The organism is Actinosynnema sp. NPDC091369, from assembly GCF_044757065.1.
In the GTDB taxonomy this organism is placed as follows: domain Bacteria; phylum Actinomycetota; class Actinomycetes; order Mycobacteriales; family Pseudonocardiaceae; genus Actinosynnema.
The window spans coordinates 169773-192211 of record NZ_JBIVUG010000012.1 but is presented as its reverse complement, the minus strand read 5'-3'; the positions used below and the strand labels follow the sequence as shown (position 1 = coordinate 192211).

General features: G+C 72.5%; 22 protein-coding genes. 7 read left to right on the top strand and 15 right to left on the bottom strand.

The annotated features are described in order from the left end of the window. Window positions 1–88: 88 nt before the first annotated feature. The 4 genes from ACIQMJ_RS33460 to ACIQMJ_RS33445 form a co-directional block, all read right to left on the bottom strand. The gene (locus ACIQMJ_RS33460) at window positions 89–748 is read right to left on the bottom strand and encodes a hypothetical protein (RefSeq protein WP_499764987.1); all 660 of its coding nucleotides are present in this window, start codon (window positions 746–748) and stop codon (window positions 89–91) included. Window positions 749–874: 126 nt separating this feature from the next. After that, window positions 875–2038: a non-hydrolyzing UDP-N-acetylglucosamine 2-epimerase gene (wecB, locus tag ACIQMJ_RS33455; protein WP_499764986.1), complete on the bottom strand. Its 1164-nt coding sequence runs from the start codon at window positions 2036–2038 to the stop codon at window positions 875–877. A 101-nt stretch (window positions 2039–2139) separates the two neighbouring features. Then, window positions 2140–2307, bottom strand: coding sequence for an LAXTG motif-containing small protein (locus ACIQMJ_RS33450; RefSeq protein WP_499764985.1), 168 nt, complete (start codon window positions 2305–2307; stop codon window positions 2140–2142). A 3-nt stretch (window positions 2308–2310) separates the two neighbouring features. Continuing rightward, window positions 2311–3075 (bottom strand): choice-of-anchor protein CoaP, encoded by a 765-nt coding sequence (locus tag ACIQMJ_RS33445; RefSeq protein ID WP_499764984.1) that lies wholly within the window; start codon window positions 3073–3075, stop codon window positions 2311–2313. Window positions 3076–3329: 254 nt separating this feature from the next. Here ACIQMJ_RS33445 and xrtP point away from each other — a divergent pair, with 254 nt between their 5' ends. From xrtP to ACIQMJ_RS33425, 4 genes are all read left to right on the top strand, one after another. Beyond that, on the top strand, window positions 3330–3848 hold the full coding sequence (xrtP, locus tag ACIQMJ_RS33440; protein ID WP_499764983.1) for an exosortase P: 519 nt from the start codon (window positions 3330–3332) through the stop codon (window positions 3846–3848). Further along, window positions 3845–5242, top strand: coding sequence for an XrtP-associated glycosyltransferase (locus ACIQMJ_RS33435; protein ID WP_499764982.1), 1398 nt, complete (start codon window positions 3845–3847; stop codon window positions 5240–5242). Before xrtP ends, ACIQMJ_RS33435 begins: the two co-directional genes overlap by 4 nt. A gap of 263 nt (window positions 5243–5505) precedes the next feature. After that, window positions 5506–6081 carry a biotin transporter BioY gene (locus ACIQMJ_RS33430; protein WP_499764981.1) on the top strand — a complete coding sequence of 192 codons (576 nt, stop codon included), beginning with the start codon at window positions 5506–5508 and terminating at the stop codon, window positions 6079–6081. Between the two features lie 119 nt (window positions 6082–6200). After that, window positions 6201–8228: an ATP-dependent DNA helicase gene (locus tag ACIQMJ_RS33425; RefSeq protein WP_499764980.1), complete on the top strand. Its 2028-nt coding sequence runs from the start codon at window positions 6201–6203 to the stop codon at window positions 8226–8228. Between the two features lie 154 nt (window positions 8229–8382). Here the strand turns inward: ACIQMJ_RS33425 and ACIQMJ_RS33420 are convergent, their stop codons facing one another. The 6 genes from ACIQMJ_RS33420 to ACIQMJ_RS33395 form a co-directional block, all read right to left on the bottom strand. Continuing rightward, window positions 8383–9792, bottom strand: coding sequence for a phospholipase D-like domain-containing protein (locus ACIQMJ_RS33420; RefSeq protein WP_499764979.1), 1410 nt, complete (start codon window positions 9790–9792; stop codon window positions 8383–8385). A gap of 25 nt (window positions 9793–9817) precedes the next feature. Continuing rightward, window positions 9818–10507 carry a peptidyl-tRNA hydrolase gene (locus ACIQMJ_RS33415; protein ID WP_499765018.1) on the bottom strand — a complete coding sequence of 230 codons (690 nt, stop codon included), beginning with the start codon at window positions 10505–10507 and terminating at the stop codon, window positions 9818–9820. Window positions 10508–10521: 14 nt separating this feature from the next. Next, window positions 10522–11748, bottom strand: coding sequence for a phosphoserine phosphatase SerB (gene serB / locus ACIQMJ_RS33410; RefSeq protein ID WP_499764978.1), 1227 nt, complete (start codon window positions 11746–11748; stop codon window positions 10522–10524). A 90-nt stretch (window positions 11749–11838) separates the two neighbouring features. Next, complete coding sequence (gene ctaD / locus ACIQMJ_RS33405; protein WP_141978843.1) at window positions 11839–13626, bottom strand: aa3-type cytochrome oxidase subunit I; 1788 nt, start codon at window positions 13624–13626, stop codon at window positions 11839–11841. 316 nt (window positions 13627–13942) lie between these two features. Beyond that, the gene (locus ACIQMJ_RS33400) at window positions 13943–14653 is read right to left on the bottom strand and encodes a hypothetical protein (RefSeq protein WP_499764977.1); all 711 of its coding nucleotides are present in this window, start codon (window positions 14651–14653) and stop codon (window positions 13943–13945) included. A 147-nt stretch (window positions 14654–14800) separates the two neighbouring features. Further along, window positions 14801–15592, bottom strand: a complete 792-nt coding sequence (locus ACIQMJ_RS33395) for a hypothetical protein (RefSeq protein ID WP_499764976.1) — start codon at window positions 15590–15592, stop codon at window positions 14801–14803. A 226-nt stretch (window positions 15593–15818) separates the two neighbouring features. Between ACIQMJ_RS33395 and ACIQMJ_RS33390 the strand changes: the two genes are divergently transcribed. Genes ACIQMJ_RS33390 through ACIQMJ_RS33380 form a run of 3 tightly spaced genes read left to right on the top strand, consistent with a single transcriptional unit; the run spans window position 15819 to window position 18389 of the window. Further along, entirely contained in the window at window positions 15819–16496 is a 678-nt protein-coding gene (locus ACIQMJ_RS33390) for a response regulator (RefSeq protein ID WP_499764975.1), read from the top strand. Beyond that, window positions 16493–17782, top strand: a complete 1290-nt coding sequence (locus tag ACIQMJ_RS33385; RefSeq protein WP_499764974.1) for a HAMP domain-containing sensor histidine kinase — start codon at window positions 16493–16495, stop codon at window positions 17780–17782. Before ACIQMJ_RS33390 ends, ACIQMJ_RS33385 begins: the two co-directional genes overlap by 4 nt. Further along, complete coding sequence (locus tag ACIQMJ_RS33380; protein ID WP_499764973.1) at window positions 17775–18389, top strand: HD domain-containing protein; 615 nt, start codon at window positions 17775–17777, stop codon at window positions 18387–18389. The genes ACIQMJ_RS33385 and ACIQMJ_RS33380 overlap by 8 nt, the downstream gene beginning before the upstream one ends. On the opposite strand, the gene ACIQMJ_RS33375 is transcribed toward ACIQMJ_RS33380, so the two are convergent. The 5 genes from ACIQMJ_RS33375 to ACIQMJ_RS33355 are packed head-to-tail and all read right to left on the bottom strand — an operon-like array spanning window position 18364 to window position 22353. After that, window positions 18364–18936, bottom strand: a complete 573-nt coding sequence (locus ACIQMJ_RS33375) for a 1,2-dihydroxy-3-keto-5-methylthiopentene dioxygenase (RefSeq protein ID WP_499764972.1) — start codon at window positions 18934–18936, stop codon at window positions 18364–18366. The two genes, ACIQMJ_RS33380 and ACIQMJ_RS33375, sit on opposite strands and share 26 nt — an antisense overlap. A 13-nt stretch (window positions 18937–18949) precedes the next feature. Then, window positions 18950–19567 carry a methylthioribulose 1-phosphate dehydratase gene (mtnB, locus tag ACIQMJ_RS33370; RefSeq protein ID WP_499764971.1) on the bottom strand — a complete coding sequence of 206 codons (618 nt, stop codon included), beginning with the start codon at window positions 19565–19567 and terminating at the stop codon, window positions 18950–18952. Continuing rightward, a complete protein-coding gene (mtnC, locus tag ACIQMJ_RS33365) occupies window positions 19564–20229 on the bottom strand; it encodes an acireductone synthase (protein WP_499764970.1) in 666 nt (221 codons plus the stop codon). Before mtnC ends, mtnB begins: the two co-directional genes overlap by 4 nt. Next, the gene (locus tag ACIQMJ_RS33360) at window positions 20222–21229 is read right to left on the bottom strand and encodes a s-methyl-5-thioribose-1-phosphate isomerase (RefSeq protein ID WP_499764969.1); all 1008 of its coding nucleotides are present in this window, start codon (window positions 21227–21229) and stop codon (window positions 20222–20224) included. The genes mtnC and ACIQMJ_RS33360 overlap by 8 nt, the downstream gene beginning before the upstream one ends. Further along, a complete protein-coding gene (locus ACIQMJ_RS33355; protein WP_499764968.1) occupies window positions 21229–22353 on the bottom strand; it encodes an acyl-CoA dehydrogenase family protein in 1125 nt (374 codons plus the stop codon). Before ACIQMJ_RS33355 ends, ACIQMJ_RS33360 begins: the two co-directional genes overlap by 1 nt. Window positions 22354–22439 lie beyond the last annotated feature (86 nt).

The window sequence follows — 22439 nt, the reverse complement described above, 5'->3', positions numbered from 1 at the left end:
CTGAGCGTTGAATTCAGGGGTCCTGAACGTAGGACTCTCGGGCGCTGAGCGTTCGACTCTCGGGCGCTGAGCGTTCGACTCTCGGGGGTCAGGGGGTTGGGGAGCAGGCGGTGGAGCCGAGGACGACGTCGCCGGTGACGGTGGAGGCCCCGGTGAAGCGCAGGTGGAGCAGGTTCATCGCGATGCTGCCGTCGTTAGGGTCGGGCAGCACCGTCTCGCCGAACGTCGCGGTGGCCAGCACCGTGCCGTCGCCCGCCTTCACCTCGTGCACGTAGTTGGTCGGGATCTGCTCGGGCAGGCCCGGGAAGCCGTACAGGCCGTCCGCCGCCCAGCCCGCGCTCGTGCCGGACTCGGTGCCCGTGCACGTCACCTTCCACCGCGCCACGCGCAGCCGGGGCCCGCCCGCCGACACGAGGGCGGACAGCTCGAACTCGGTGCCGACCGCCTCGGACGTCGACTTGGTCGTGCCGTTGTCCGGGTTCACGACCGCCGTGGTGCACGACGACGTGCCCGCGCCGAACCGGACGCCCGTGCGGCTCACCGCCTCGGACGAGTTCGACGTCGTGCCGTCCACCGCGCACGGCGCCAGCGGCGGGACGCTGACCCGCGTGCCGCCCTTGGTGAACTCGGCGGAGCCGACGGACGCCACCCCCGCCGGGTTCGCCGCCCACGCCGGTGGCGCGGCGACCAGGCCGAGTACCAGCGCCGCGGTCACTGCGCCGGCCCGGCGCACTCCGAACTGCATCATCGTGTCGCCCTTTCGCTATTCACGGTCGTGAGGACTATCGAGCCCGAGCGGACCGCAGCCGACGATCTCGCGCGCACATCACCCGCAAGGGGAAAAACCGATACCTGAACGGGTGACGAACCGCGGTCAGCAGGGGATGCGCACGGGCAACGGCGCGGTCGCGAAGTCGTTCGGCAGGCCGACGAGCCGCTCCAGCGCGCCGCGCACCCGGGACGCCGCGCGGCCGTCGCCGAACGGGTTGCGCCCCAGCGGCAGCCGCAGCCGCGCGCCGAGCACCCAGCCCGCCTCGGCGACGATCCGGATCGGGTCGGTGCCGACCAGCCACGCGCAGCCCGCGTCCACCGCGGACACCCGCTCGGTCGTGTCGCGCAGCACGAGCACCGGCACGCCGAACGTGGGCGCTTCCTCCTGGATGCCGCCGGAGTCGGTGAGCACCAGCGCGGACCTGCGCAGCGCGCGCACCATGTCCGAGTAGTCCAGCGGCTCGGTTACCGAGATCCGCTCGTGCCCGCCGAGCAGGTTCCGCGCCGCCGCGTGCACCCGCGGGTTCGGGTGCACGGGCAGCAGCACGCGCACGTCGGGGTGCCGGTCGGCGATCGCGCGCACCGCGTGCAGCACGCGGGCCAGCGGCACGCCCCACGACTCGCGCCGGTGCACCGTCACCAGGACCAGGCGTTCGGAGCCCGCGTCGAGCACGCGTTCCAGCCGGGCCAGCTCGGGGTCGCGAGCGGGCAGGTCGGCGGCGGCGACCCGCTGCACGGCGTCGACCACGGTGTTGCCGGTGACCACGATCCGCCGGTCGGCCATGCCCTCGCGGATCAGCGCCGCCGCCGCGTCGTCGGTGGGCGCGAGGTGCAGGGTGGAGATCCGGGCGATCATCTGCCGGGTCCCCTCTTCGGGGAACGGCCCGGCGAGGTCGCCGGTACGCAGGCCGGCTTCGAGGTGGGCGACCGGGATGCCGCGCCAGAACGCGGCCAGCGCGCCCGCCAGCGCCGTGGTCGTGTCGCCCTGGACCAGGACGACGGCCGGGTCGCGCCGGTCGAGCAGCCGGTCGAACTCGGCGACCAGGCGGGCCAGCAGCTCGGCCTGGCCGCCGGTGGCGCGCGGCACGTCAAGCTCGACGTCCACGTGCAGGCCGAACGAGCGCAGCGCCTGCTCGACCATGCCGTTGTGCTGTCCGCTGTGGACGATCACGGGCCGGAGCACCGGGTGGTCGCCCAGCGCCAGCGCCACCGGCGCGATCTTCACCGCTTCGGGCCGGGTGCCCGCGAGCAGCACGACTTCCTTCACCTTCGCTCCCTTGGCTGTGGTTCGAGTGGGATCAGGGGGGTGGGGGTGCGGCGCCCCGGCGGCGCGACTGGGGGTGGGCGCGCGGCCGGGGCGCACGCGCGCTACTCGTCGGCTGTCGCTCGTCGCCTGCGGGACGCGCGGGTGAGCAGCAGGCCGGCCACCAGGAGCACCGCACCGGCCACCACCCACCACGCGACCCCTGCGCCGGTGGCCGCCAACGAGCCGACTCCCGTGCCGACCGCGACACCGCTGCCGGGGACCTTGTACACGGCTCAGACCGCCGCGAGGTCGTGCCGGCGGCGCAGCGCCGAAGCGCCGACGGGCACGCCGAACAGGGCGAGCAGCCCGAGCCCGATCCACAGGCCCGCACCGGACGCCATCGGGATGGGCAGGCCCGCCGGGCCGCAGGTGGCGGACGAGACGACCAGGTCGCCCGTGCCGAGCGGGCCGCCGAGCAGCCTGACGTGCAGGGCGTTGACGGTGAGGCTGCCGTCGGGGTTGCGGACCTGCTCGTTGAGCACGACCTCGGCGACGTGCGCGCCGAGCAGGTCGACGTCGATCGAGGTGTCGGGCGCGGGTTCGGCGCCGACCTCGCCGAGCCGGCCGAGGTCGAGCCCGGCGAGCGTCGCCTTGCCCACCACGCCCTTCTGGGTGGCCGCGCACTCGGCTTCGACCAGTTCGGCGGACAGGCCGCCGGTGACCTCCGCGAGCAGGTCGAGGCGGACGTCGGCGGTGCTCGCCCAGGAGCCGACGCCGCCGGTCTTCTCGTCGCGCGAGGCGGAGGCGTTGAGCACGCCGGTGCGCAGCACGGTCGGCAGGTCGACGGTCGCGAACGTGCCGGTCGTGGGGCCGTTCGCGGTGGCGGCGGCGAAGGGGCCCGCCGAGACCGCGTCCCGACCCAGTGGCGCCAGGTCGAGCCGGGCGCCGTGGGCCGAGGCGTCCCCCGGCGCCGCCGAGGCGGGCGCGGCGCCCACGACCAGCGCGGCGACGGCGGCCAGTCCGGCGGCCGCGGCGCGACGCGTCATTCGGACACGCATGGAGCTCCTTTCTCGGAACGGTTTGTCGAGCAACTGCCCCTATCGGCGTTCCTCCCGTCGTATTAAGGGTTGCTGACCGTAAAGAGGGACGGCGGCCACTCGAATCGCCCAACTGGTGCCACCGAACGTGGGTATCCACCCCGAATTCACCTCACGTTGTCACTCGATCCGGGGGTGCGGTTCGCGTTACGCCGATCCGATGACCACCAAGCAGCCCTTTCGGGCGATCCCCGATCGATGGAAAGGACTCCTTCGTGGCGCTTGCCGTGCTCCGCACCGAACGCCTCAACCGGGTGGTCGTCGTCGCTCTGATGGCGGCGGCCGTCGGCCTCGTGGTGGCGCACCACGCCTACCGGACGGGCGAGGTCCTGCTGTCCGGCGTGCTGGTCGACGCGCTCAGCTCCGACGGGGTGGAGGTCGTCGCGGCCCGGCAGACCGTGTACTTCGGGCTCGGCTCCGACAGCCCGCTCGGCCTGCGGATGACGCCCGAGTGCACGTCGGCGTTCCTGGTCGTGCCGCTGCTCGCGGTGGGCGCGGTGATGATCGCGTTGCGGCCCCGGATCACCCGACGGGTGCTGGTCGCGCTGGCGGTGGCGGGCTGCGCGGTGGTCGTGGTCAACCAGGTGCGGGTGCTGACGCTGGTCGGTCTGGTCCGGTGGCTGGGCGTGGACACCGGCTACTACTGGGGTCACACGCTGCTCGGCTCGATGGTGAGCGTGTTCGGCGGCGCGGCGGCGCTGGTGGCGTTCGTGTGGTTGGCGACGCGGCGGTGAAGCGCACCGACGTGCTCATCTCCGCGGAGGCGTCATCGGACTTCGACGTGCTGCTGGGGTTCACCCAGGCGCTGGCGTTGACGATGAGCGTGGCGTTCGTGACCTACGTGCTGCTGATCGTCGTGCCCTACCTGCGGCACGCGCCGCGGCCGGCCGGGCGGGCCACCGACTTCGAGTGGCACCTTCTGGTCCCGTGCCGGGACGAGGAAGCCGTCATCGGCGGGACGGTCCGGTACTTGCGGGAGGCGTTCCCGGGCGCGCACGTGTGGGTGGTCGACGACGACTCCGACGACGGCACGGCCGAGGTGGTGCGCGGGTTCCGCGACGATCGGAACGTCCACTTGGTGCAGCGGCGGCGGCCGCACGCGCGGACCGGGAAGGGTGATGCGCTCAACGACGCGTACCGGACGGTGAAGCTGTGGATGGGGCGGCACGCGGACGCCGACCGGGCGGTGGTGGTCGTGGTGGACGCCGACGGGCGGCCCGCGCGGAACTGCCTGGACGTGTGCGCGGCGCGGCACCTGTTCGGCGACCCGGCGATCGGCGCGGTGCAGGTGGACGTGCGGATGGTGAACGCGGGCGTGCGGCAGGGGGGCGTGCCGCGGTGGCGCGGGGTCGTGGGCCACCTGCTGGTGCGGATGCAGGACCTGGAGTTCCGGACCGCGATCGCGGCGATCCAGTTGTCGCGCGGTGTGGCCGGGACGATCTCCCTGGGCGGGAACGGGCAGTTCACCCGGTTGTCGGCGCTGGACTCGATCGCGGGGCCGGCCGGGCGGCCGTGGCGGGGGTCGTTGTTGGAGGACTTCGAGCTCGGGGTGCACCTGCTGACGGCGGGGTGGCGGACCGGGTTCAGCTTGGACACGCACGTGGAGCAGGAGGGGCTCTACAGCCTGCGGCGGTTCCTGGCGCAGCGCACCCGGTGGGGGCAGGGGACGATGCAGTGCCTGCGGTACGTGCGGCGGATCTGGGCGTCGGCGCACCTTTCCACGTTGGGCGCGGCGGAGATGCTGTACTACCTGGCCCAGCCGTGGATGCAGTTGCTGGGCACGCTCGTCTACCCCGTCCCGCTGCTCCTCTTGGGACACCGCGCCGTGACCGCGCCGGGCGAGGTCTGGACGTGGTTCATCGACGGCGCGTGGATATTGTTCGCTGTATACGGAATGTTCGGCCTGCTGCCGTTCGTGCTGTGGGGGCCGGTGTACAAAATGCGGTGTGCACCGTCGATCGGCGCGCCCCGGGCGATCGCATACGGCTTCGTGTATGCGATCTACATCTACACGTTCTACATCACGTCGTGGCGCGCCGTGATCCGCCTGGCCCGCGGCCGCAACGGATGGGCCAAGACCCGTCGGAACACCGAACGGGTCAGGGGCGACGTCGCGCTGGACCACTAGGCCGCGGTCCGGACGTGTGGCAGCCGGATCGCGGGCCGTCATCCCGCCGGCCTGCCTGCGGTGATCGGCGACGACAACAGCCGCCGCCCCTGCTCACGGGCCACGTACGGCGCGCGGGTCCAGCCACCCTCCCGACCGACCCGGCCCCTGATCGTCCGGCTCGGTCCTGCGTGAGATGGCCAACTTTGTAGAGCTTCGACAAAGACCGAACCAGTGATCGCCGGTTAACCTCCCCGTGCAGTCGATCCTCTGGGAGGTCCCAAGTGTCCGTCCTCGCCGTTCCCGGCCGTCGCGCGGTGCTCGCCGACCTGGTCCCGGGCGCTCTCGCGCGTGACATCGCCCTGGTCGTCGCGGGCGCCGGGCTGACCGGCCTGGCCGCCCAGGTCGCGTTGCCGGTGCCGGGCAGCCCCGTGCCGATCACCGGCCAGACGTTCGCCGCCCTGCTGGTGGGCGCGGCGCTCGGGTGGCAGCGCGGCGGCGCGTCGATGGTGCTGTACCTGATCGCCGGCGTGGCCGGTGTGCCGTGGTTCCAGGGCGGTTCGTCGGGCACGCCCGCGTCGCTCGGCTACGTGGTCGGCTTCGTGCTCGCCGGCGCGCTGGTCGGGCACCTGGCCGCCCGCGGTGGCGACCGGACGCCGTTGCGGACCGCCGGCACGATGGTCGTCGGCAACCTGGCGATCTACGCGTGCGGCGTGCCGTGGCTGATGGCCGCGGCGGGTGTCGGCTTCGGCAAGGCGTTGCAGCTCGGCGTGACCCCGTTCCTGCTGGGTGACGCGCTGAAGATCGCCCTGGCCGCCGGCCTCCTGCCCGCCACCTGGGCCCTGCTCAACCGCAAGTAACCCCGCGAGTCCTACGTTCGGGACGCGAGAGTCCTACGTTCGGAACACCCGAGTTCAACGCTCAGGAGCGTTGGGGTGTCCGACCCGGGGTGACGGTCCGGGCGGGTACGGTCTTCGCCGTGCCCGCCACCACCGCGATCCCCGACACCAGGACGTTGCTCGCCGTCGCCGTGGAGGCGGTGGGCGGAGCCGAACGCCAGGGCCAGCTCGACATGGCCGAGGCCGTCGAACGGGCGATCCGGACCGGCGAGCACCTGGCCGTCCAGGCCGGCACCGGCACCGGCAAGTCGCTGGCCTACCTGGTGCCGTCGCTGCGGCACGCCGTCGCCGAGGAGTCGACGGTCGTCATCTCCACCGCCACGATCGCCCTGCAACGCCAGCTCGTCGACCGCGACCTGCCGCGCCTGGCCAAGGCGTTGCGCAAGGAGCTGGGGCGCGAGCCGCGGTTCGCCATCCTCAAGGGCCGGCGCAACTACCTGTGCATGCACCGCCTGCACACCGGCGCGCCGGACGAGCCGGAGGACGCGGGCCTGTTCGACCCGTTCGCGGTGTCCAAGATGGGCCGCGAGGTCAAGCGGCTGCACGAGTGGTCGTCCGACACCGAGACCGGCGACCGCGACGAACTCGTCCCCGGCGTCACCGACCAGGCGTGGCGGCAGGTCTCCGTGACCGCGCGCGAGTGCCTGGGCGTGAACAAGTGCCCGATCGGCGTCGACTGCTTCGCCGAGAAGGCGCGCGCCGAAGCGGGCCGGGCGGACGTCGTGGTCACCAACCACGCGATGCTCGCCGTGGACGCGCTGGAGGGCTACCAGGTCCTGCCCGACCACGACGTCGTCGTGATCGACGAGGCGCACGACCTGGTCGACCGCGTCACGTCGGTGGCGACGGAGGAGCTGAGCGCATCGCTGGTCGCCACGGCCGCGCGGCGCTGCGGGCGGCTCATCGACCAGGGCGTGGCCGACCGGATGGCCGAGGCGAGCGACGGCCTGGCGATGATCCTGGAGGAGCTGCCGCCGGGTCGGCTCGACAGCCTGCCGCAGGCATTGGCGGGTGCGCTGCGGGCGACGAAGGACGCGGCGCACGCGTGCATCACGTCGTTGGGGCCGGAGCGCAAGGAGGACGTCGACGGGGCGACGTCACGGAAGTTGGCGCTGTCGCTGCTGGACGACGTGCACGACTGCGCGGCGCGGATCTTGGGAGCTTTCGACGAGGACCACGACGTGGTCTGGGTGTCGGGTGACTTCGCGGACCGGAACAAGCCGGCGTCGTTGCGGGTCGCGCCGCTGGGTGTCGGTGGGCTGCTGCGGGAGCGGCTGTTCGGGAAGCGGACCACGATCCTGACGTCGGCGACGTTGACGTTGGGCGGGACGTTCGACACGTTGGCGCGGCAGTGGGGGCTGCCGGCGGCGTCCGGGGCGCGCAAGGTCGAGGGGACGGCGACGGACAAGGAGCCGCCGTCGGACGTGAGCGGGCCGCGGTGGACCGGGCTGGACGTCGGGTCGCCGTTCGAGCACGGCAGCAGCGGCATCCTGTACGTGGCGCGGCACCTGCCGCCGCCGGGGCGCGACGGGCTGCCACCGTCCTACGTGGACGAGATCGAGGGTCTGGTCAACGCGGCGGGTGGGCGCACGCTGGGGTTGTTCTCGTCGATGCGCGCGGCGAAGGCGGCGGCAGAGGCGTTGCGGGGCAAGGTGGACTACCCCGTGCTGTGCCAGGGTGACGACGCCACGGGGCAGTTGGTGAAGCGGTTCGCCGAGGACGTTCAGACGTGCCTGTTCGGCACCTTGTCGCTGTGGCAGGGCGTGGACGTGCCGGGGCCGTCGCTGTCGTTGGTGGTGATGGACCGCATCCCGTTCCCGCGGCCGGACGACCCGCTGGCGTCGGCGCGGCAGAAGGCCGTGGAGTCGCGCGGGGGCAACGGGTTCCTCACCGTGGCGGCGACGCACGCGGCTCTGCTGCTGGCCCAGGGCGCGGGGCGGCTGCTGCGTTCGATGAACGACAAGGGCGTGGTGGCGATCCTCGACCCGCGCTTGGCGACGGCCCGTTACGGCGGGTTCCTGCGTGCCTCGCTGCCTCCGTTCTGGACGACGTACGACCCGGAGGTCGTGCGGGCGGCGCTCAAGCGGCTCGACGCGGCCAACAACTGACGGCGTTTTCGCAGGTCGCGTGTTCTGAGCGTTGAATTCGCGTGTTCTGAACGTAGGACTCTCGTGTTCTGGACGTAGGACACGCGCGTTCTGAACGTAGGACTCACGCGACGTGGAGGTAGGACACGCGCGTGCTGAGCGTAGGACTCGCGGGTCAGCCGTCGACGAGGAGGCCGCGCAGGGGGCCTTGGAGGCGGCCGGCGCGGCGGGAGACGCCCGGGAGTGCGGTCAGGCGGTGCTTGCCCGGGGAGGTCAGGGTGGGGCGCCAGAGGGTGTCCACGACCTCGTGGGCGGGGCCGGTGATGGTGGAGACCGGGCGTTGCAGGTGTTCCGACCACAGGCGCAGGCGGGTGTCGCGGGCCACGTCCGGGTCGTCGGTGACGACGTTGACCTCGGTGTCGTTGAACAGCGAGTGCTCGTTCAGGTTGGCCGAGCCGATGCTCAGCCACCGGTCGTCCACGACGGCCAGCTTGGCGTGCACGTAGACCGACGACGACGTCACGCCGTCGTGCGAGGACAGGGTGGCCGCCACCAGGCGGTGGTTGCCGTCGTCGGCGTCCAGCAGCCGACCCAGCTGGCCGCGGGTGGTGTCCGCGCCGTTGCTCGGCTTGCGCGGGAGGACCAGCACGACCCGGAAGTCCGGGTGCGGTGGCTCGCGGAGCTTGTCGAGCAGGATCTCGGTCACTTCCGGCGACCACAGGAACTGGTTCTCGACGTAGACCAGCCGCTGCGCCGAGCGCAGGGCGCGCAGGTAGGAGTCGAGCAGGCTGAACTCGCCGCGCGGGCAGAAGTCGTAGGTGCGCTCGGGGATCGTCCGCACGAGCTGCGCCGAGGACGAACCGGCGGGAGCGGGCGTCGACACCTCCGGCAGCTCCTCGCCGGCGATCTCCTGCCAGCGGCTGCGGAAGTGCTCGGCCACGTCGGCGACGATCGGGCCGCGCAGCCGCGTGCCGATGTCGTGCCAGCCCAGCGGCTCGCGCGGCGGGTGCTCGGCGGTGTCGTGGCGGTCGCCCTCCACGGCGGTCAGGTCCATGCCGCCCACGAACGCCACCTCGTCGTCCACCACGACGATCTTCTCGTGGTGGCAGTGCATCGTCCGCTCGCGCGCGTCGATCTCGCACCGCACCGCGCTGTCCCGGGTGAACTCGCGCTTGCTCGCCAGCACCCGCTTGCGCGTCGGCTCGAACATCGGCACCGGCGGCCCGGCCCACAGCAGCACCCGCACCGGCACCCTGGACGCGGCCGACGCCAGCAGTTCCCGCAACGTCGGTGAACCCGGCTCGCGGGTCAGCCGGAAGTCCGGGCTGGCGCACCACCCCGCCAGGTGCACGGACTTGCGCGCCGACGAGATCGCCTCGGCGATGGCGGGCAGCACCTCGTGCCCGTCCACCAGCACCTCGACCCGGTTGCCGTCGCGCACCGGCCGGCGCGGCGTCCACCAGCCGTCCTCACCGGCGAACGCCGAACCCCAACCCAGTTTGCGCAACCGTCTCGCGTGGTGCGCGCACAGCAGACTCTCCAGCCCGTCTCCGAGCTTGGCGTCGAGCACGTCCAACAGGCCCACGCCGGGGATGGTTACCGCAAAACGGTCATTCGAAACGTCGGTTCACGGCCACCGTGGCCGTTCCGGGCGCGACCTCGGTGTACCCGGCGTCCCGCACCAGCACCACGTCCGGTCGGGCCACCAGGGCGTCCCAGTCAGCCGGGGACGGGGTCCGCACGGCGCACCGGTAGTCCAGCGCCGCCCACTCCTTCAGCTCGGCGTCGGACAGGTGCGGCGCGAGCAGCATCGACGCGTGCCCCACCTGGGCCGCGGCCTTGCCCGCGGTCATCTCGACCCGCGGGTTCAGCCACAGCTCCGGCGCGCCGGGAGGGACCGGGCCGGGCTCGTCGGGCGGCAGCTCGCTGCCCGAGATCTGCAACCGGCTCAGCTCCTTGGGCAGGTCCACCACGCGCCCCGGCACGAACGCCCGCGCCGACGCGCTGCCGACCGTGATCGTGACGCCCGGCAACGCCTGCACGGCCTCCCAGTGCGCGCCGCGTGCCCGCCGCGTCACCTTCCGGATGCGCCCGCGCACCCACGCCACCAGCTCGTCGTGCCACTCGCCGCCCGGCAGCGCGCGGTCGTCCAGGCACACCGCGATGGCCGCCGCCGCGGCGGCCTCCAGCACGTCGGTCCTCGACGGCGGCGCGGACCGCTCGATCCGCAGCACCACCGGCATCGCCCGCACCGACGCCGGGTCCTCCTCGTCGGTCGCGTAGTGCCGGTCCACCAGCATCCGCAGGATCGGGTTCACAGCCGGTGCAGCTCCAGACCGTCCGCCGCGTCCGCGGCCTCCACCTCCGCGCGCGTCACGCCGAGCACGAACAGCACCGCGTCCAGGAACGGGTGCGACAGCGCCGTGTCCGCCACCTCCCGCAACGCGGGCTTGGCGTTGAACGCGATGCCCAGCCCGGCCGCGCCGAGCATGTCGATGTCGTTCGCGCCGTCACCCACGGCCACCGTCTGCGCGAGGGTGATGCCCTGCTCGTCCGCGAACCGCCGCAGTGCCACCGCCTTGCCCGCCCGGTCCACCACCTCGCCGACGACCCGGCCGGTCAGCTTGCCGTCCACGATCTCCAGCTCGTTGGCCGCGCAGAAGTCCAGGCCCAGCTCGTCCACCAGCCGCTGGATGACCCGGGTGAACCCGCCGGAGACCACGCCGCAGCGGAACCCGAGCCGCTTGAGCGTCCGCACCGTCGTGCGCGCGCCCGGCGTCAGCTCCAACGACCCGGCCACCTCGTCCAGCACGGACTCGTCCAGGCCCTCCAGCAGCGCCACCCGCCGCCGCAGCGACTCGGTGAAGTCCAGCTCGCCGCGCATCGCCGCGTCGGTGATCTCCTTGACCTGCGGCTCCACCCCGACGTGGGCGGCCAGCATCTCGATCACCTCGCCCTGGATGAGCGTGGAGTCGACGTCGAACACGACCAGCCGCTTGGCCCGCCGGGTCAGCCCCGCGCGTTCCACCGCGATGTCGAGCCCGCCGCGCACCGCCACCTCGGCCAGCGCCGACCGCAGCTGCGCGTCGCTCTCCGGCGTGTCCGCCGCCACGGAAACCCGCAGCTCAAGGCCCGTGACGGGGTAGTCGGCGACACCGCGGATCGCGTCGATGTTCGCGCCCAGCGACGCCAGCCGCCGCGCCACCTCGGTGAACGAGCGGGCCGTCACCGGGCGGCCGAGCAGGATGAGCACGTGGCTGGACTCCAGCCGCGCGGTCCGCTTGGAGTCCGCGCCGATCTCCACCTCGACGTGCATCGACACCGTCGCCATGGCCTGCTCGACGGCCTCCTGCAACCCCTCCGGGTCGCGGTCGGCGGAGACGAGCACGCCGAGCACCAGCCGGCCGCGGATCACGACCTGCTCGACGTCGAGGATCTCCACCCCGTGCCTGGTCAGGACCGCGAAGAGGACGGAGGACACCCCCGGCTTGTCCGGGCCGGTGACGGTGATCAGGACGGGCGTGGCGCTGGGCTTGGTCACTGATGGCTCCTATGCCAGACAGCGGCGAGCCCCGACGACCGGGAACGGTCGTCGGGGCTCGCCGTTGAACCTGCGCTCAGGTTACAAGCGTTACTTGTGGTCGCTCTCGGTGTCCTCCGACGCTGTGCCCGATTGCACAGCCGCGGCGGCCACCTCGGACGGCGCCGGCTTGGCGTCCTCGTGCGCGATCGCCTTGCCGGTGAACGTCACGTGCGCCTCGCTGTGCAGCCGCTCGATCATGTGCGGGTAGTGCAGCTCGAACGCCGGGCGCACCGAGCGGATGCGCGGCAGCTCGGTGAAGTTGTGCCGCGGCGGCGGGCAGGAGGTCGCCCACTCCAGCGAGTTGCCGAAGCCCCACGGGTCGTCGACCTTCACGGTCTCGCCGTAGCGGTAGCTCTTGAACACGTTCCAGATGAACGGCAGCGTGGACGCGCCCAGGATGTACGCGCCGATCGTGGAGATCGTGTTCAGCGTGGTGAAGCCGTCGCTGGGCAGGTAGTCCGCGTACCGGCGCGGCATGCCCTCGTTGCCCAGCCAGTGCTGCACCAGGAACGTGGCGTGGAAGCCGAGGAACGTGGTCCAGAAGTGGAGCTTGCCCAGCGGCTCGTCCATCATCCGGCCGGTGATCTTCGGGAACCAGAAGTAGATGCCCGCGAAGGTGGCGAACACGATCGTGCCGTACAGCACGTAGTGGAAGTGCGCGACGACGAAGTAGGTGTCCGACACGTGGAAGTCGATCGCCGGCGCGGCCAGCAGGATGCCGGACAGACCGCCGAAGAGGAACGTGACGATGAAGCCGATGCTGAACAGCATCGGGGTCTCGAACGTCAGCTGCCCCTTCCACATCGTGCCGATCCAGTTGAAGAACTTGATGCCGGTCGGCACGGCGATCAGGAACGTCATGAACGCGAAGAACGGCAGCAGCACCGCGCCGGTGGCGTACATGTGGTGCGCCCACACCGCCACGGACAGCGCCGCGATGCCCAGCGTCGCGTAGACCAGGCCGTTGTAGCCGAAGATCGGCTTGCGGCTGAACACCGGGAAGATCTCCGACACGATGCCGAAGAACGGCAGCGCGACGATGTAGACCTCGGGGTGACCGAAGAACCAGAACAGGTGCTGCCACAGGATCACGCCGCCGTTGGCGGGGTCGAACACGTGCGCGCCCAGGTGGCGGTCGGCCAGCAGGCCCAGCAGCGCGGCGGTCAGGATCGGGAACGCCAGCAGCACCAGCACCGAGGTCACCAGGATGTTCCAGGTGAAGATCGGCATGCGGAACATGGTCATGCCGGGCGCCCGCAGGCAGACCACGGTGGTGATCATGTTGACCGCGCCGAGGATGGTGCCGAGACCACCGACGACCAGGCCGGAGATCCACAGGTCGGCGCCGACGCCGGGCGAGTGGATGGCGTTGGACAGCGGGGTGTAGGCGAACCAGCCGAAGTCGGCCGCGCCGCCCGGGGTGAGGAAGCCCGCCATCACGATCAGGCCGCCGAACAGGTACAGCCAGTACGAGAAGGCGTTCAGCCGCGGGAACGCCACGTCCGGCGAACCGATCTGCAGCGGAAGGATGAAGTTGGCGAAGCCGAACACGATGGGCGTCGCGTAGAGCAGCAGCATCACCGTGCCGTGCATGGTGAACAGCTGGTTGAACTGCTCCTGCGACAGGAACTGCATACCCGGTCGGGCCAGCTCGGTCCGCATCAACATGGCCATCGCGCCGCCCACCATGAAGAAGGCGAACGAGGTGACCAGGTACATGATCCCGATCTGCTTGTGGTCCGTGGTGCGGAACATCCGCAGCAGGAACGAACCCTTGACCGCCTCGCGAGTCCCGAAGGGCCGCGTTGCGATCGGCTGCGGGGCTACGGCCGTCACGGTGCCTCCTGCACTGTCTGGTTCTGGCATTGCCGGTGGGTGGCGCCGCCGGCTCATCGGATCGTAGACGGCGCTGTTCCGGGAGGTGCGGCTGGGCTGTGCCGGATCACGCCGCTTCCGGCGTCGTGGGCTCGGCCGCCGGGAAGTCGGTCGTTCAGGTCCCGGTGCCCCGCGATCGAGGAGCGTGATCGCCGGTGATGAGGACGTGAACGGCCGACGCGACCTCGCGGGGCGGTCGGCCCGGCGAGGTCGCGTCGGCGTTGTTCGAGGTAGATCGCGTGGAGCGGGTCGAACGGGGTGGAGCGGGCGCGCGGGGTCAGCGACGCAGGAGGGTGCGCAGCTTGGGCGAGGCGACGAACGCGGCGCCGGCGGCGACCAGGGCGAGGCCCACGAGGAGCATCCAGCCACCGCTGAAGCCGGTGTTGGCCAAATCACTGTCGTCGGCACCCACCACCGCGGCCGGGGCCGAGGTGCTGGTGGGGGTGACGGCGACCGACGTGGTGGTGGTCGTCGTCGTCGGGGTGGTGGCCTCGGTCGTGGTCACCGTGGTGGAGGGGGTGGTGGAGGCCGGGGTGGACGGGGTCGTGGTGACCGAGGCGTCCTTCTCGGCGCAGACGAACCAGTGGCTGATGCCGGCCGGGTTGCCGCTGTTGTTCAGCGGCGGGTGCAGGTTCGTCCAGGGCAGGGCTTCGAAGTTGTCGGCGTCGTAGATGTTGTAGGCGTTGCCGCCCTTCACCACGGCACCGGTGAGGAGGTAGCCCTCCGGGTTCGCGGTGATGGTGATGTTGACGCCGCTGACGGTGAACGCGCTCGCCGGCAGGGTCATCTCCTCGCCGGGCAGACCGACGACCTCGCAGGCGTTGCCCTGCTGGCCGATGTCGATGTTGCCCTCCGCCACGGTGGCGCGGTCGTCACCCGCGTCGGGGGTCGTGCCGGGCGAGGCCGAGGCGGTGCCGCCCAGCAGGCCGGAGGTGCTCAGGGCGAGCAGGGCGGCTGCTCCGAGTAGGCGGCGGGTGGTGTTGCGCATGGTGCTGCTCCGCGGGGTTCGAGGGCTGACCGGGGGATCGAACTACACCGGACGTCCCTCTATCGAGGTAGCCCGTTGGGATGACGCGGGTTGGCGTCGATTCGTTATGCGGTGGTGATGTTGCCGATCGGTAACCCCGGCCGGCGATCAGCGGCGGAGGAGGCCGCGCAGCTTCGGGGAGGCGAGGAACGCCAGGCCGGCGGCCAGCAGGGACAGGCCGGCCACGATCAGCCACCAGCCGTCGAAGCCCGTGTGCGCCAGGTCGTCGCCTTTCGCCCTGGGGACGATCGCCACGGCCGCGGGTTTCGTCGTGGTGGTGGTCGGTTGGACCACGATCAGGGCGGGGGCCGTGGTCGTTGTGGTGGTGATCGGCGGTGGGGGCACGACGGTGGTTGTGGTCGTCACGTCCGGCGTGGTGGTGGTCGTCGTGGCGGCAGTGGTGGTCGTCGTGGTGGCGTCGGCAGTGGTGGTCGTCGTGGTGGCGTCGGTGGTGGTGGACGTTGTGGTGGTGGTGGTGACGGGGGTCAGGCAGACGAACCAGTGGCTGATGGCGGCGGGGGTGCCGCTGTTGTTCAGGGGTGCGTGCAGGTCGAGCCAGGGCAGGTCGCCGAGAGCCGGGTAGACGTTGTAGGAGTTGCCGCCCTTGACGACGACGCCGGTGATCGAGGAGCCGGACGGGTGCGCGGTGATGTCGATATAGGTGCCGTCGGAGGTGAAGCCGTCCGCCAGGGTGGCCTCGGTGCCGGGCAGGCCCGCCTCGGCGCAGGCGTCGCCGGGTTGGCCGATGTCGAGGTTGCCGCTGACGGCGGTGGCGCGGGGGTCGCCGGGCTGGGGCGGGTCTTGGGCGGGCTGGGCGGACGCGGCGGTGGTCAGGACGCCGGCGGCGATCACGGCCAGCAATGGCACTGCTCCGAACAGGGTGCGGCTTGTCGTGCGCATGGGGGTCTCCGCATGGCTCGATGTGGCGTTCGGCGGGACGGGCTGCTCCGTGGTCGCTCTATCGCGTTAACCCGTTCGTATGATGCAGGTCGAGACCAAAGCGTTATGCGAGGTCGTGCGGAATCGGCGGAAGTCACCCGTGGCGGGGAGGCGGGGGCCTGTGCGGGGGGACGTTTACCGAACCCGAACACGGCCTGCCCCTGATCGCGGCCGGGGGCGTGCCACGATGCGCGGCGTGCCGGGACTCGTGCTGGTCGTGGAGGACGAACGGGCCATCGCCGACCTGATCTGCCTCTACCTGCGGCGGGACGGGTTCGGGGTGCACGTGGAGGCGGACGGGCGGGCGGCGTTGGCCGCAGTGCGGCGGTTGCGGCCGGTGGCCGTGCTGCTGGACGTCGGCCTGCCCGGGATGGACGGGGTCGAGGTGTGCCGGGCGCTGCGGGCGGCGGGCGACTGGACGCCCGTGCTGTTCGTGACGGCGCGGGACGACGAGGTGGACCGGGTGCTCGGGCTGGAGCTGGGCGCGGACGACTACGTGACCAAGCCGTTCAGCCCGCGGGAACTGGTGGCCCGGGTGCGCACGGTGCTGCGCCGGGGGACGCCGCAGGTCAGCGCGGTGCACGTGGTCGGGGACGTGAAGCTGGACGGCGACCGGCGGCGGGTGTGGGCCGGAGCGGACGAGGTGGCGTTGACGTCGACCGAGTTCGACCTGCTGGCGCACCTGATGCGACACCCCGGGCGGGTGTTCGCGCGGGAGCAGCTGTTGAGCGCGGTGTGGGGTTACGCGGCGGCGGCGGGCACGCGGACGGTGGACGTGCACGTGGCGCAGTTGCGGGCGAAGCTCGGTGAGCGCAGTCCGATCAGGACCGTGCGCGGGGTCGGCTACTCGGTCGAGGCGTCGTGACGCGGCGGACGAGCTTGGCGTTCCGGATCACGGCGCTGTGCCTGGCGGTGGCCGGGGTGGCGGTCGTGGTGGCCGGGTTGGTGTCGGCGCGGCTGGTGCTCACCGCGTCGCGGGACGTGAGCCGGGAGGCGTTGGCCGACCAGGCGGACGTGGTGGCCGAGCAGCTCGACGTGGGTCGGGCCGGGCGGCTGCGGGTGGTCGAGGTGCTGCGCGGGCAGGGCATCGCCGTGGTGCTGATCGGGCCGGACGGCGGGTTGGCCGGTGAGCCGCGGGCCGTGCGGGCGGTGCGCGAGGCGGGGGTCAGGTCGGGCACCGCGGGGACGCGGCTGGTCGAGGTGCGGCCCGGGGTGGCGCTGGTGCAGGAGACCGGCATCGGGCAGGGGCCGGGGCGCGCGCTGCTGCGCAACATCGCGTTCGCGCTGGCGGTCGGGTTGGCGGTGGCCGCGGTGGCCGGGTTGCTGCTCGGCAAGCTGGTCGCGCGGCCGTTGCGGCGGACGGCGGCGGTCGCGCGGACCATGAGCGGCGGTCGGCGCGACCTGCGCGCCCCGGAGCGGGGGCCGGCGGAGGTGGCCGAGGTCGGCGGGGCGGTGAACGCGCTGGCCGACGCGCTGGCGCGCAGCGAGGCCCGGCAGCGGGAGTTCCTGCTGTCGGTCTCGCACGAGCTGCGCACGCCGTTGACCGCGGTGACCGGGTTCGCCGAGTCGTTGGCCGACGGGGTGGTGTCCGGGGACGAGGTGCCCGCGGTGGGGCGCACGATCTCGGAGGAGGCGCACCGGCTCGACCGGCTGGTGACCGACCTGCTGGACCTGGCCCGGCTCGGCGCGGACGACTTCCGGGTGGACCTCGCCCCGGTCGACCTGGCGGAGGTGGTGTCGGCCGCCGCCGAGGTGTGGCGGGCGCGGTGCGCGGCCAAGGGCGTGGAGTTCCGGCTGGAGGCGCCGACCGCGCCGGTCGTGCGGATCACCGACGCGCGGCGGCTGCGGCAGGTGTTGGACGGGCTGCTGGAGAACGCGCTGCGACTGACGCCCGCCGGCAGGCCGGTGGTGCTCGCGCTGCACGACGTGGTGCAGGTGCGTGACGGCGGTCCGGGCCTGTCCGAGGAGGATTACCGGGTGGCGTTCCGGAAGGGCGCGCTGCACGCCAAGTACGAGCGCTCCCGACCGGTGGGAACCGGCGTCGGGCTCGCCCTGGTGCACGGCCTGGTGACCCGGTTGGGTGGCACGATCGAAGCCGGTCCCGCACCGGAGGGCGGCGCGGCGTTCACGGTGAGGTTGCCCGATGCGTGAGCTGGAGGTCCGGTGGCACGAGGCGGTCCGCGTGCTGGGCGGCGCGAACGAGCCCGGTGACCTCGTGGAGCGGTATGCCGAACCGCACCGCGGCTACCACAACGCGGACCACGTGCTCGCCGTCGCCCGTGACGCCGACGTGCTCGCCGAGGCGGACGGTCGCACGGCACGCGAGCGCGCTGTGCTGACCCTCGCCGCCCTGACGCACGATGTGATCTACGACGGCAAGCCCGGTGAGGACGAGCGCCGCAGCGCCGAGTGGGCCCGGGCGCGGCTCGCCGGCCTGCCCGAGGCGGACGCGGTGGCCGGGCTCGTGCTGGCCACCGCCGACCACACCTCGGACGACCCGCTCACGTGCCTGCTCCTGGACGCCGACCTGGCCGTCCTCGGCTCCGACCCGGCCGCCTACGAGCGCTACCGCGCGGCCGTGCGCGCCGAGTACGCGCACGTGCCGGACGACGCGTGGCGGGTCGGGCGGGCCGGCGTGCTGCGCTCGCTGGCCCGCAAGGACCCGCTCTACGTCACCCCGCACGCGCGCGAGCGGTGGGAGGAACGCGCCCGGGCGAACCTCGCCGCCGAGCTCAGCTCGCTCGGCGACCCGCCGTGATCGCGTCGAACGTCGGGAACGCCTTGGCGATCTCGCTGCCGGTGAAGTTGCCCACCCAGCCGTCGTCGTCGTGGAAGAACCGGATCGACACGTAGTCGGGCCGGGTGCCCATGTCGAACCAGTGCGTGGTGTTCGCGGGCACGCTCAGCAGGTCGCCCGCTTCGCACAGCACCCCGTACACGCGCTCGTTCACGTGCAGGTAGAACACGCCGGAACCGCGGGCGAAGAAGCGGTCCTCGTCGTCGTCGTGGGTGTGCTCGGCCAGGAACTTCAGCCGCGCCTGCCCCGCAGACGCCAGCCACTCCGGGTCGTCCGACGGCGTCATCTCCATCGCGTCGACCAGGGTGTAGCCCTCGGTCTCGGTCACGCGGGCGACCTGCTCGGCGTAGACCTCCAAGGCGTTCTCGCTGGTCACGCCCGGCACGACCGGCCACTGCTCGTAGCGGACGCCGAGCTGCTTGAGCTCCACCGCGATCTCGGCGGGGTCGGCGGTGCGCACCAGGGCGTTCTCCGGGTCGGTGTCCGACCACACGGTCAGCAACGTCATCGCGCCTGCTCCCTCATGTTCGTGCCGCGTCCCTGTGCCGGCTGATCTCGGTCTTGAAGCGCAACAGCCACTCCAAGCACTCCAGCCGGTGCCGCGCCTGGTAGAGGTCGTCACCCCACACGTACACCCCGTGCCGGGCGACAATCAAGGCCGGCACGTCCTCGCGGAAGCCGGCCTCGAACGCGTCGCCGAGCACCCGCATGTCCTGGCTGTTCGGCACGACCGGGATGACGACGGTCTCGTGCGCCTGCCGGCCGAAGCCCTTGAGCATCTCCAGGTCGCTCAGCTCGACGCCGTCGGGCCAGTGCTCGGCCGCGACCACGGGCGCGAGGGCGTGCACGTGGACCACCGCGCCCGCGCCGGACACCGCCGCGATCCGCCCGTGCAGGCCCGCTTCGGCCGACGGCACGCGCACCGGGTCGTCCGTGCGGCCCTCGGCGTCGACCACCACCACGTCGTCGGGCGTGAGCTCGCCCTTGTCCTTGCCGCTGACGGTGACCGCGAGCCGCAGCGGGTCGCGGTCCACGACCACGGACAGGTTGCCGGACGTGCCGCGCATCCAGCCCATCGCGGTGTACCGGGCGCACTCGGCGGCCAGCGCCTCCCCCGGTGTCACGGTGCCGCTGCTCACAGGGCCTGCACCGTCTTGTGCGGGCTGAAGTCCGCGTCGCCGTACGGCTCGCCCGGACGCGCCACGCCGACGGTCTGCCAGCCGGCCTCGGCGGCGGCGTGCAGCTCGGCGGGGACGTCGGAGTAGAACGTGATGTCGTCGGAGCCCAGCACGGAGGCGATCTTCAGGTAGGACGCGGCCTCGCGCTTCGGGCCCGCGTTCACGGTGTCGAAGTGGTGCTCGAACAACGACGTGAGGTCGCCGTCGGTGGTGTGCTTGAAGAACGCCACCTGACCGGCGACCGAACCGGAGGAGAACACGGCCAGCCTGGTGCCCCCGGCGTGCCACTCGCGCAACGCCGGCACGACGTCCGGGAAGAACTCGGCCACCAGGTCGCCCTGCGCGTAGCCGCGCTGCCAGATCAAGCCCTGCAACGTCTTGAGCGGCGTGACCTTCCGGTCGGCGTCCATCCACCCGTGCAGCACGCGCACCAGCTCGTCCGTGCCACCGTCCACACCGGACAGCTCGCGGATCTGCGCCACGGCCTCGGCCACGGCCGGGTCGTCGGCGTGCTCGTCGATCCACGGCCCCAGCCGCGGCCGGGCGTAGTCGTACAGCGTGACCAGGACCTGGTCGGTGGCGCTGAGCGTGCCTTCGATGTCCAGCACGACCCATTCAGTCATGAACGTCCCCAACGTAGTAATCGGCCAACCCGTCCGGAGCGTACGCACCGCGGTCGGTCACCACCGACGTCACGAACCGCGGCGGGGTCACGTCGAACGCCGGGTACAGGCCCCGCGCCCGGTCGGTGGCCGTGCGACGGCCCAGCGTGTGCAGCACCTCGTCGCCGGGCCGGTGCTCGATCGGCACGTCGGCGGCGGTCGGGGCGAGGCGGTCCGGCGCCTGCACCATGGCCAGGAACGGCACGTCGAACGCGTGCGCGGCGACCGCGAGGCCGAGCGTGCCGACCTTGTTGACCACGTGCCCGTCCATCGTGACGCGGTCGGCGGCGGTGAGCAGCACGTCCACGTCGCCGGTCGACATCACGGCCGCGCCCATGCCGTCGGTGATCAGGGTCGTGTCCACGCCCATCTCCCCCAGCGTCTCCGCGGTCAGGCGGGCGCCCTGGAGGTACGGGCGGGTCTCCGTACACACGAACCGCAAACGCTTGCCCATGGCTTGAGCAGCGGCGACGGTCTCGGTCAGGTAGAGGTCGGCCCAGCAGTGCGTGAGCACCGCGCCCTCGTCCGGCAGCAGCTCGGCGGTGTGCGCGCCGAGGCTGCGGCTGCGACCGCGGTAGCGCTCGTCCCCCGCCCGCGCGCCGGCGAGCGCGCCCGCTTCGAGGTCGTCCGAGGCGTCGACGCCGGCCAGCACCGCGGCTACGGCTTTGCGCAGGTGGTTGTTGGTCGGGCGGGTCGCGACGAGCAGCCGCCCGGCCCGGTCGAGGGCGGCGCGGGCCTCGTCGCGCGGCAGTCCGCGGGCCTCGCGGGCGGCCAGCACCATGCCCCACAGCGCGGCGAAGTACGGGCCGGAGGACTGCGTGACCATGTCCTCGATGGCCTTGGCGACCTCGGCGACCGTGCCGCAGCGCACCCACGTCTTCTCGAACGGGAAGTCGCGCCGGTCCAGGATGTGCACGCCGTCGTCTTCCAGGCGCACGCTGCGCGCGAGCAGCGGCTCCATCAGCTGTACCCGGTGAACGGGGCGTGCTCGCCGGTCAGGTAGTACGCGCCGACCTCGCGCGCCTTGTACGACACGGGGTCGTGCAGGGTGAGCGTGCGGGCGTTGCGCCAGAACCGGTCGAACGCGTAGCCGGCGGCGGTGGCCCGCGCGCCGCACAGCTCGAACACCCGGCTGGTGGTCTGGTTGGCGACCCTGGTGGCGACGACCTTGGCCGACGAGATGGCGGCGGCGGTCTCGGCGCGCTCGTCGCCGGTCAGGTCCGCGCCGCGGCGGGAGGCTTGGTCCAGCCGGTCCGAGGCGTGGTCGGCGAGGAGGCCCGCGGCCTGCGCGTCGGCGACCAGCTCGCCGTAGGCGCCCAGGATGTACGGGTCGTCGGTGGCCTTGTCGACGCCGCTGAGGAACCACGGCCGGGTGGTCGTTCGGGTGTAGCGGGCGGCTTCGGCCAGCGCGCCCTCCGCCATCGCCACGTACAGCTGGGCCAGCACGAGCTGGAAGCCCAGGGCGGCCAGCGAGAGGCGGGGGCTGGTCTCGTCGTGCGCGCCGAGGACCTGGTCGGCGGGCACGTGCACGCGGTCGAACACCACGCCGCCGCTGGCGGTGAGGCGCTGGCCGATGTTGTCCCAGTCACCGGCGTAGGTGATGCCGTCGGCCTTCGCGTCGAGCGTGAAGGTGATCTTGTCGCCGGTCTCGGTGTGGGTGGCGCTGACCACGAGCCGGTCGGCCACCGACGCGCCGGTGGCGAACGTCTTGCGGCCGGTGACCTCGAACCCGCCGTCGACCGGGCGCAGCTCCAGGGCCGCGTCCAGCGGGTTGCTCACGCCCGCCCAGAAGAGATCGGCGTTCGGCCGGTGGTTCGGGTTGTCGAACAGGCCGCTGCGCCACACCTGGAGGTAGTGGTAGCCGAGCAGGTGGCCGACGTTGGCGTCCGCCGCGCCGACGACCCTGGTCACGGCCTGCTGCGTGGCCCAGTCGTCGATCGTGAGCAGCCCGGACCGCCGCAACGCCTCGACCTCGGCCACGGGCTCCGCACCCCGCCGGTCGCGCTCCGCCGCGTCGACCCGCAACGCCGCGGCCAGCTCGTCGGCGACGGTCAGCCACTTCTGCCGACCATCGGTGCTCGTCATGCGCCCTCCCACCGTCTACGTCCCAGCAGGCGAGCCTAATCGCCGCGACGGGCCGCGGACTGAGCGTTCCGCCACATGGGAAGCGC

What these genes read in the sequence shown, in the direction of transcription:
- ACIQMJ_RS33460 (WP_499764987.1), bottom strand. Translation starts at nt 748, where the DNA reads ATGATGCAGTTCGGAGTGCGCCGGGCCGGCGCAGTGACCGCGGCGCTG.
- ACIQMJ_RS33445 (WP_499764984.1), bottom strand. Translation starts at nt 3,075, where the DNA reads ATGCGTGTCCGAATGACGCGTCGCGCCGCGGCCGCCGGACTGGCCGCC.
- ACIQMJ_RS33415 (WP_499765018.1), bottom strand. Translation starts at nt 10,507, where the DNA reads ATGCTGGTGGACCGGCACTACGCGACCGACGAGGAGGACCCGGCGTCG.
- ACIQMJ_RS33400 (WP_499764977.1), bottom strand. Translation starts at nt 14,653, where the DNA reads ATGCGCAACACCACCCGCCGCCTACTCGGAGCAGCCGCCCTGCTCGCC.
- ACIQMJ_RS33395 (WP_499764976.1), bottom strand. Translation starts at nt 15,592, where the DNA reads ATGCGCACGACAAGCCGCACCCTGTTCGGAGCAGTGCCATTGCTGGCC.
- ACIQMJ_RS33390 (WP_499764975.1), top strand. Translation starts at nt 15,819, where the DNA reads ATGCGCGGCGTGCCGGGACTCGTGCTGGTCGTGGAGGACGAACGGGCC.
- ACIQMJ_RS33380 (WP_499764973.1), top strand. Translation starts at nt 17,775, where the DNA reads ATGCGTGAGCTGGAGGTCCGGTGGCACGAGGCGGTCCGCGTGCTGGGC.
- ACIQMJ_RS33375 (WP_499764972.1), bottom strand. Translation starts at nt 18,936, where the DNA reads ATGACGTTGCTGACCGTGTGGTCGGACACCGACCCGGAGAACGCCCTG.
- mtnC (WP_499764970.1), bottom strand. Translation starts at nt 20,229, where the DNA reads ATGACTGAATGGGTCGTGCTGGACATCGAAGGCACGCTCAGCGCCACC.
- ACIQMJ_RS33360 (WP_499764969.1), bottom strand. Translation starts at nt 21,229, where the DNA reads ATGGAGCCGCTGCTCGCGCGCAGCGTGCGCCTGGAAGACGACGGCGTG.
- ACIQMJ_RS33355 (WP_499764968.1), bottom strand. Translation starts at nt 22,353, where the DNA reads ATGACGAGCACCGATGGTCGGCAGAAGTGGCTGACCGTCGCCGACGAG.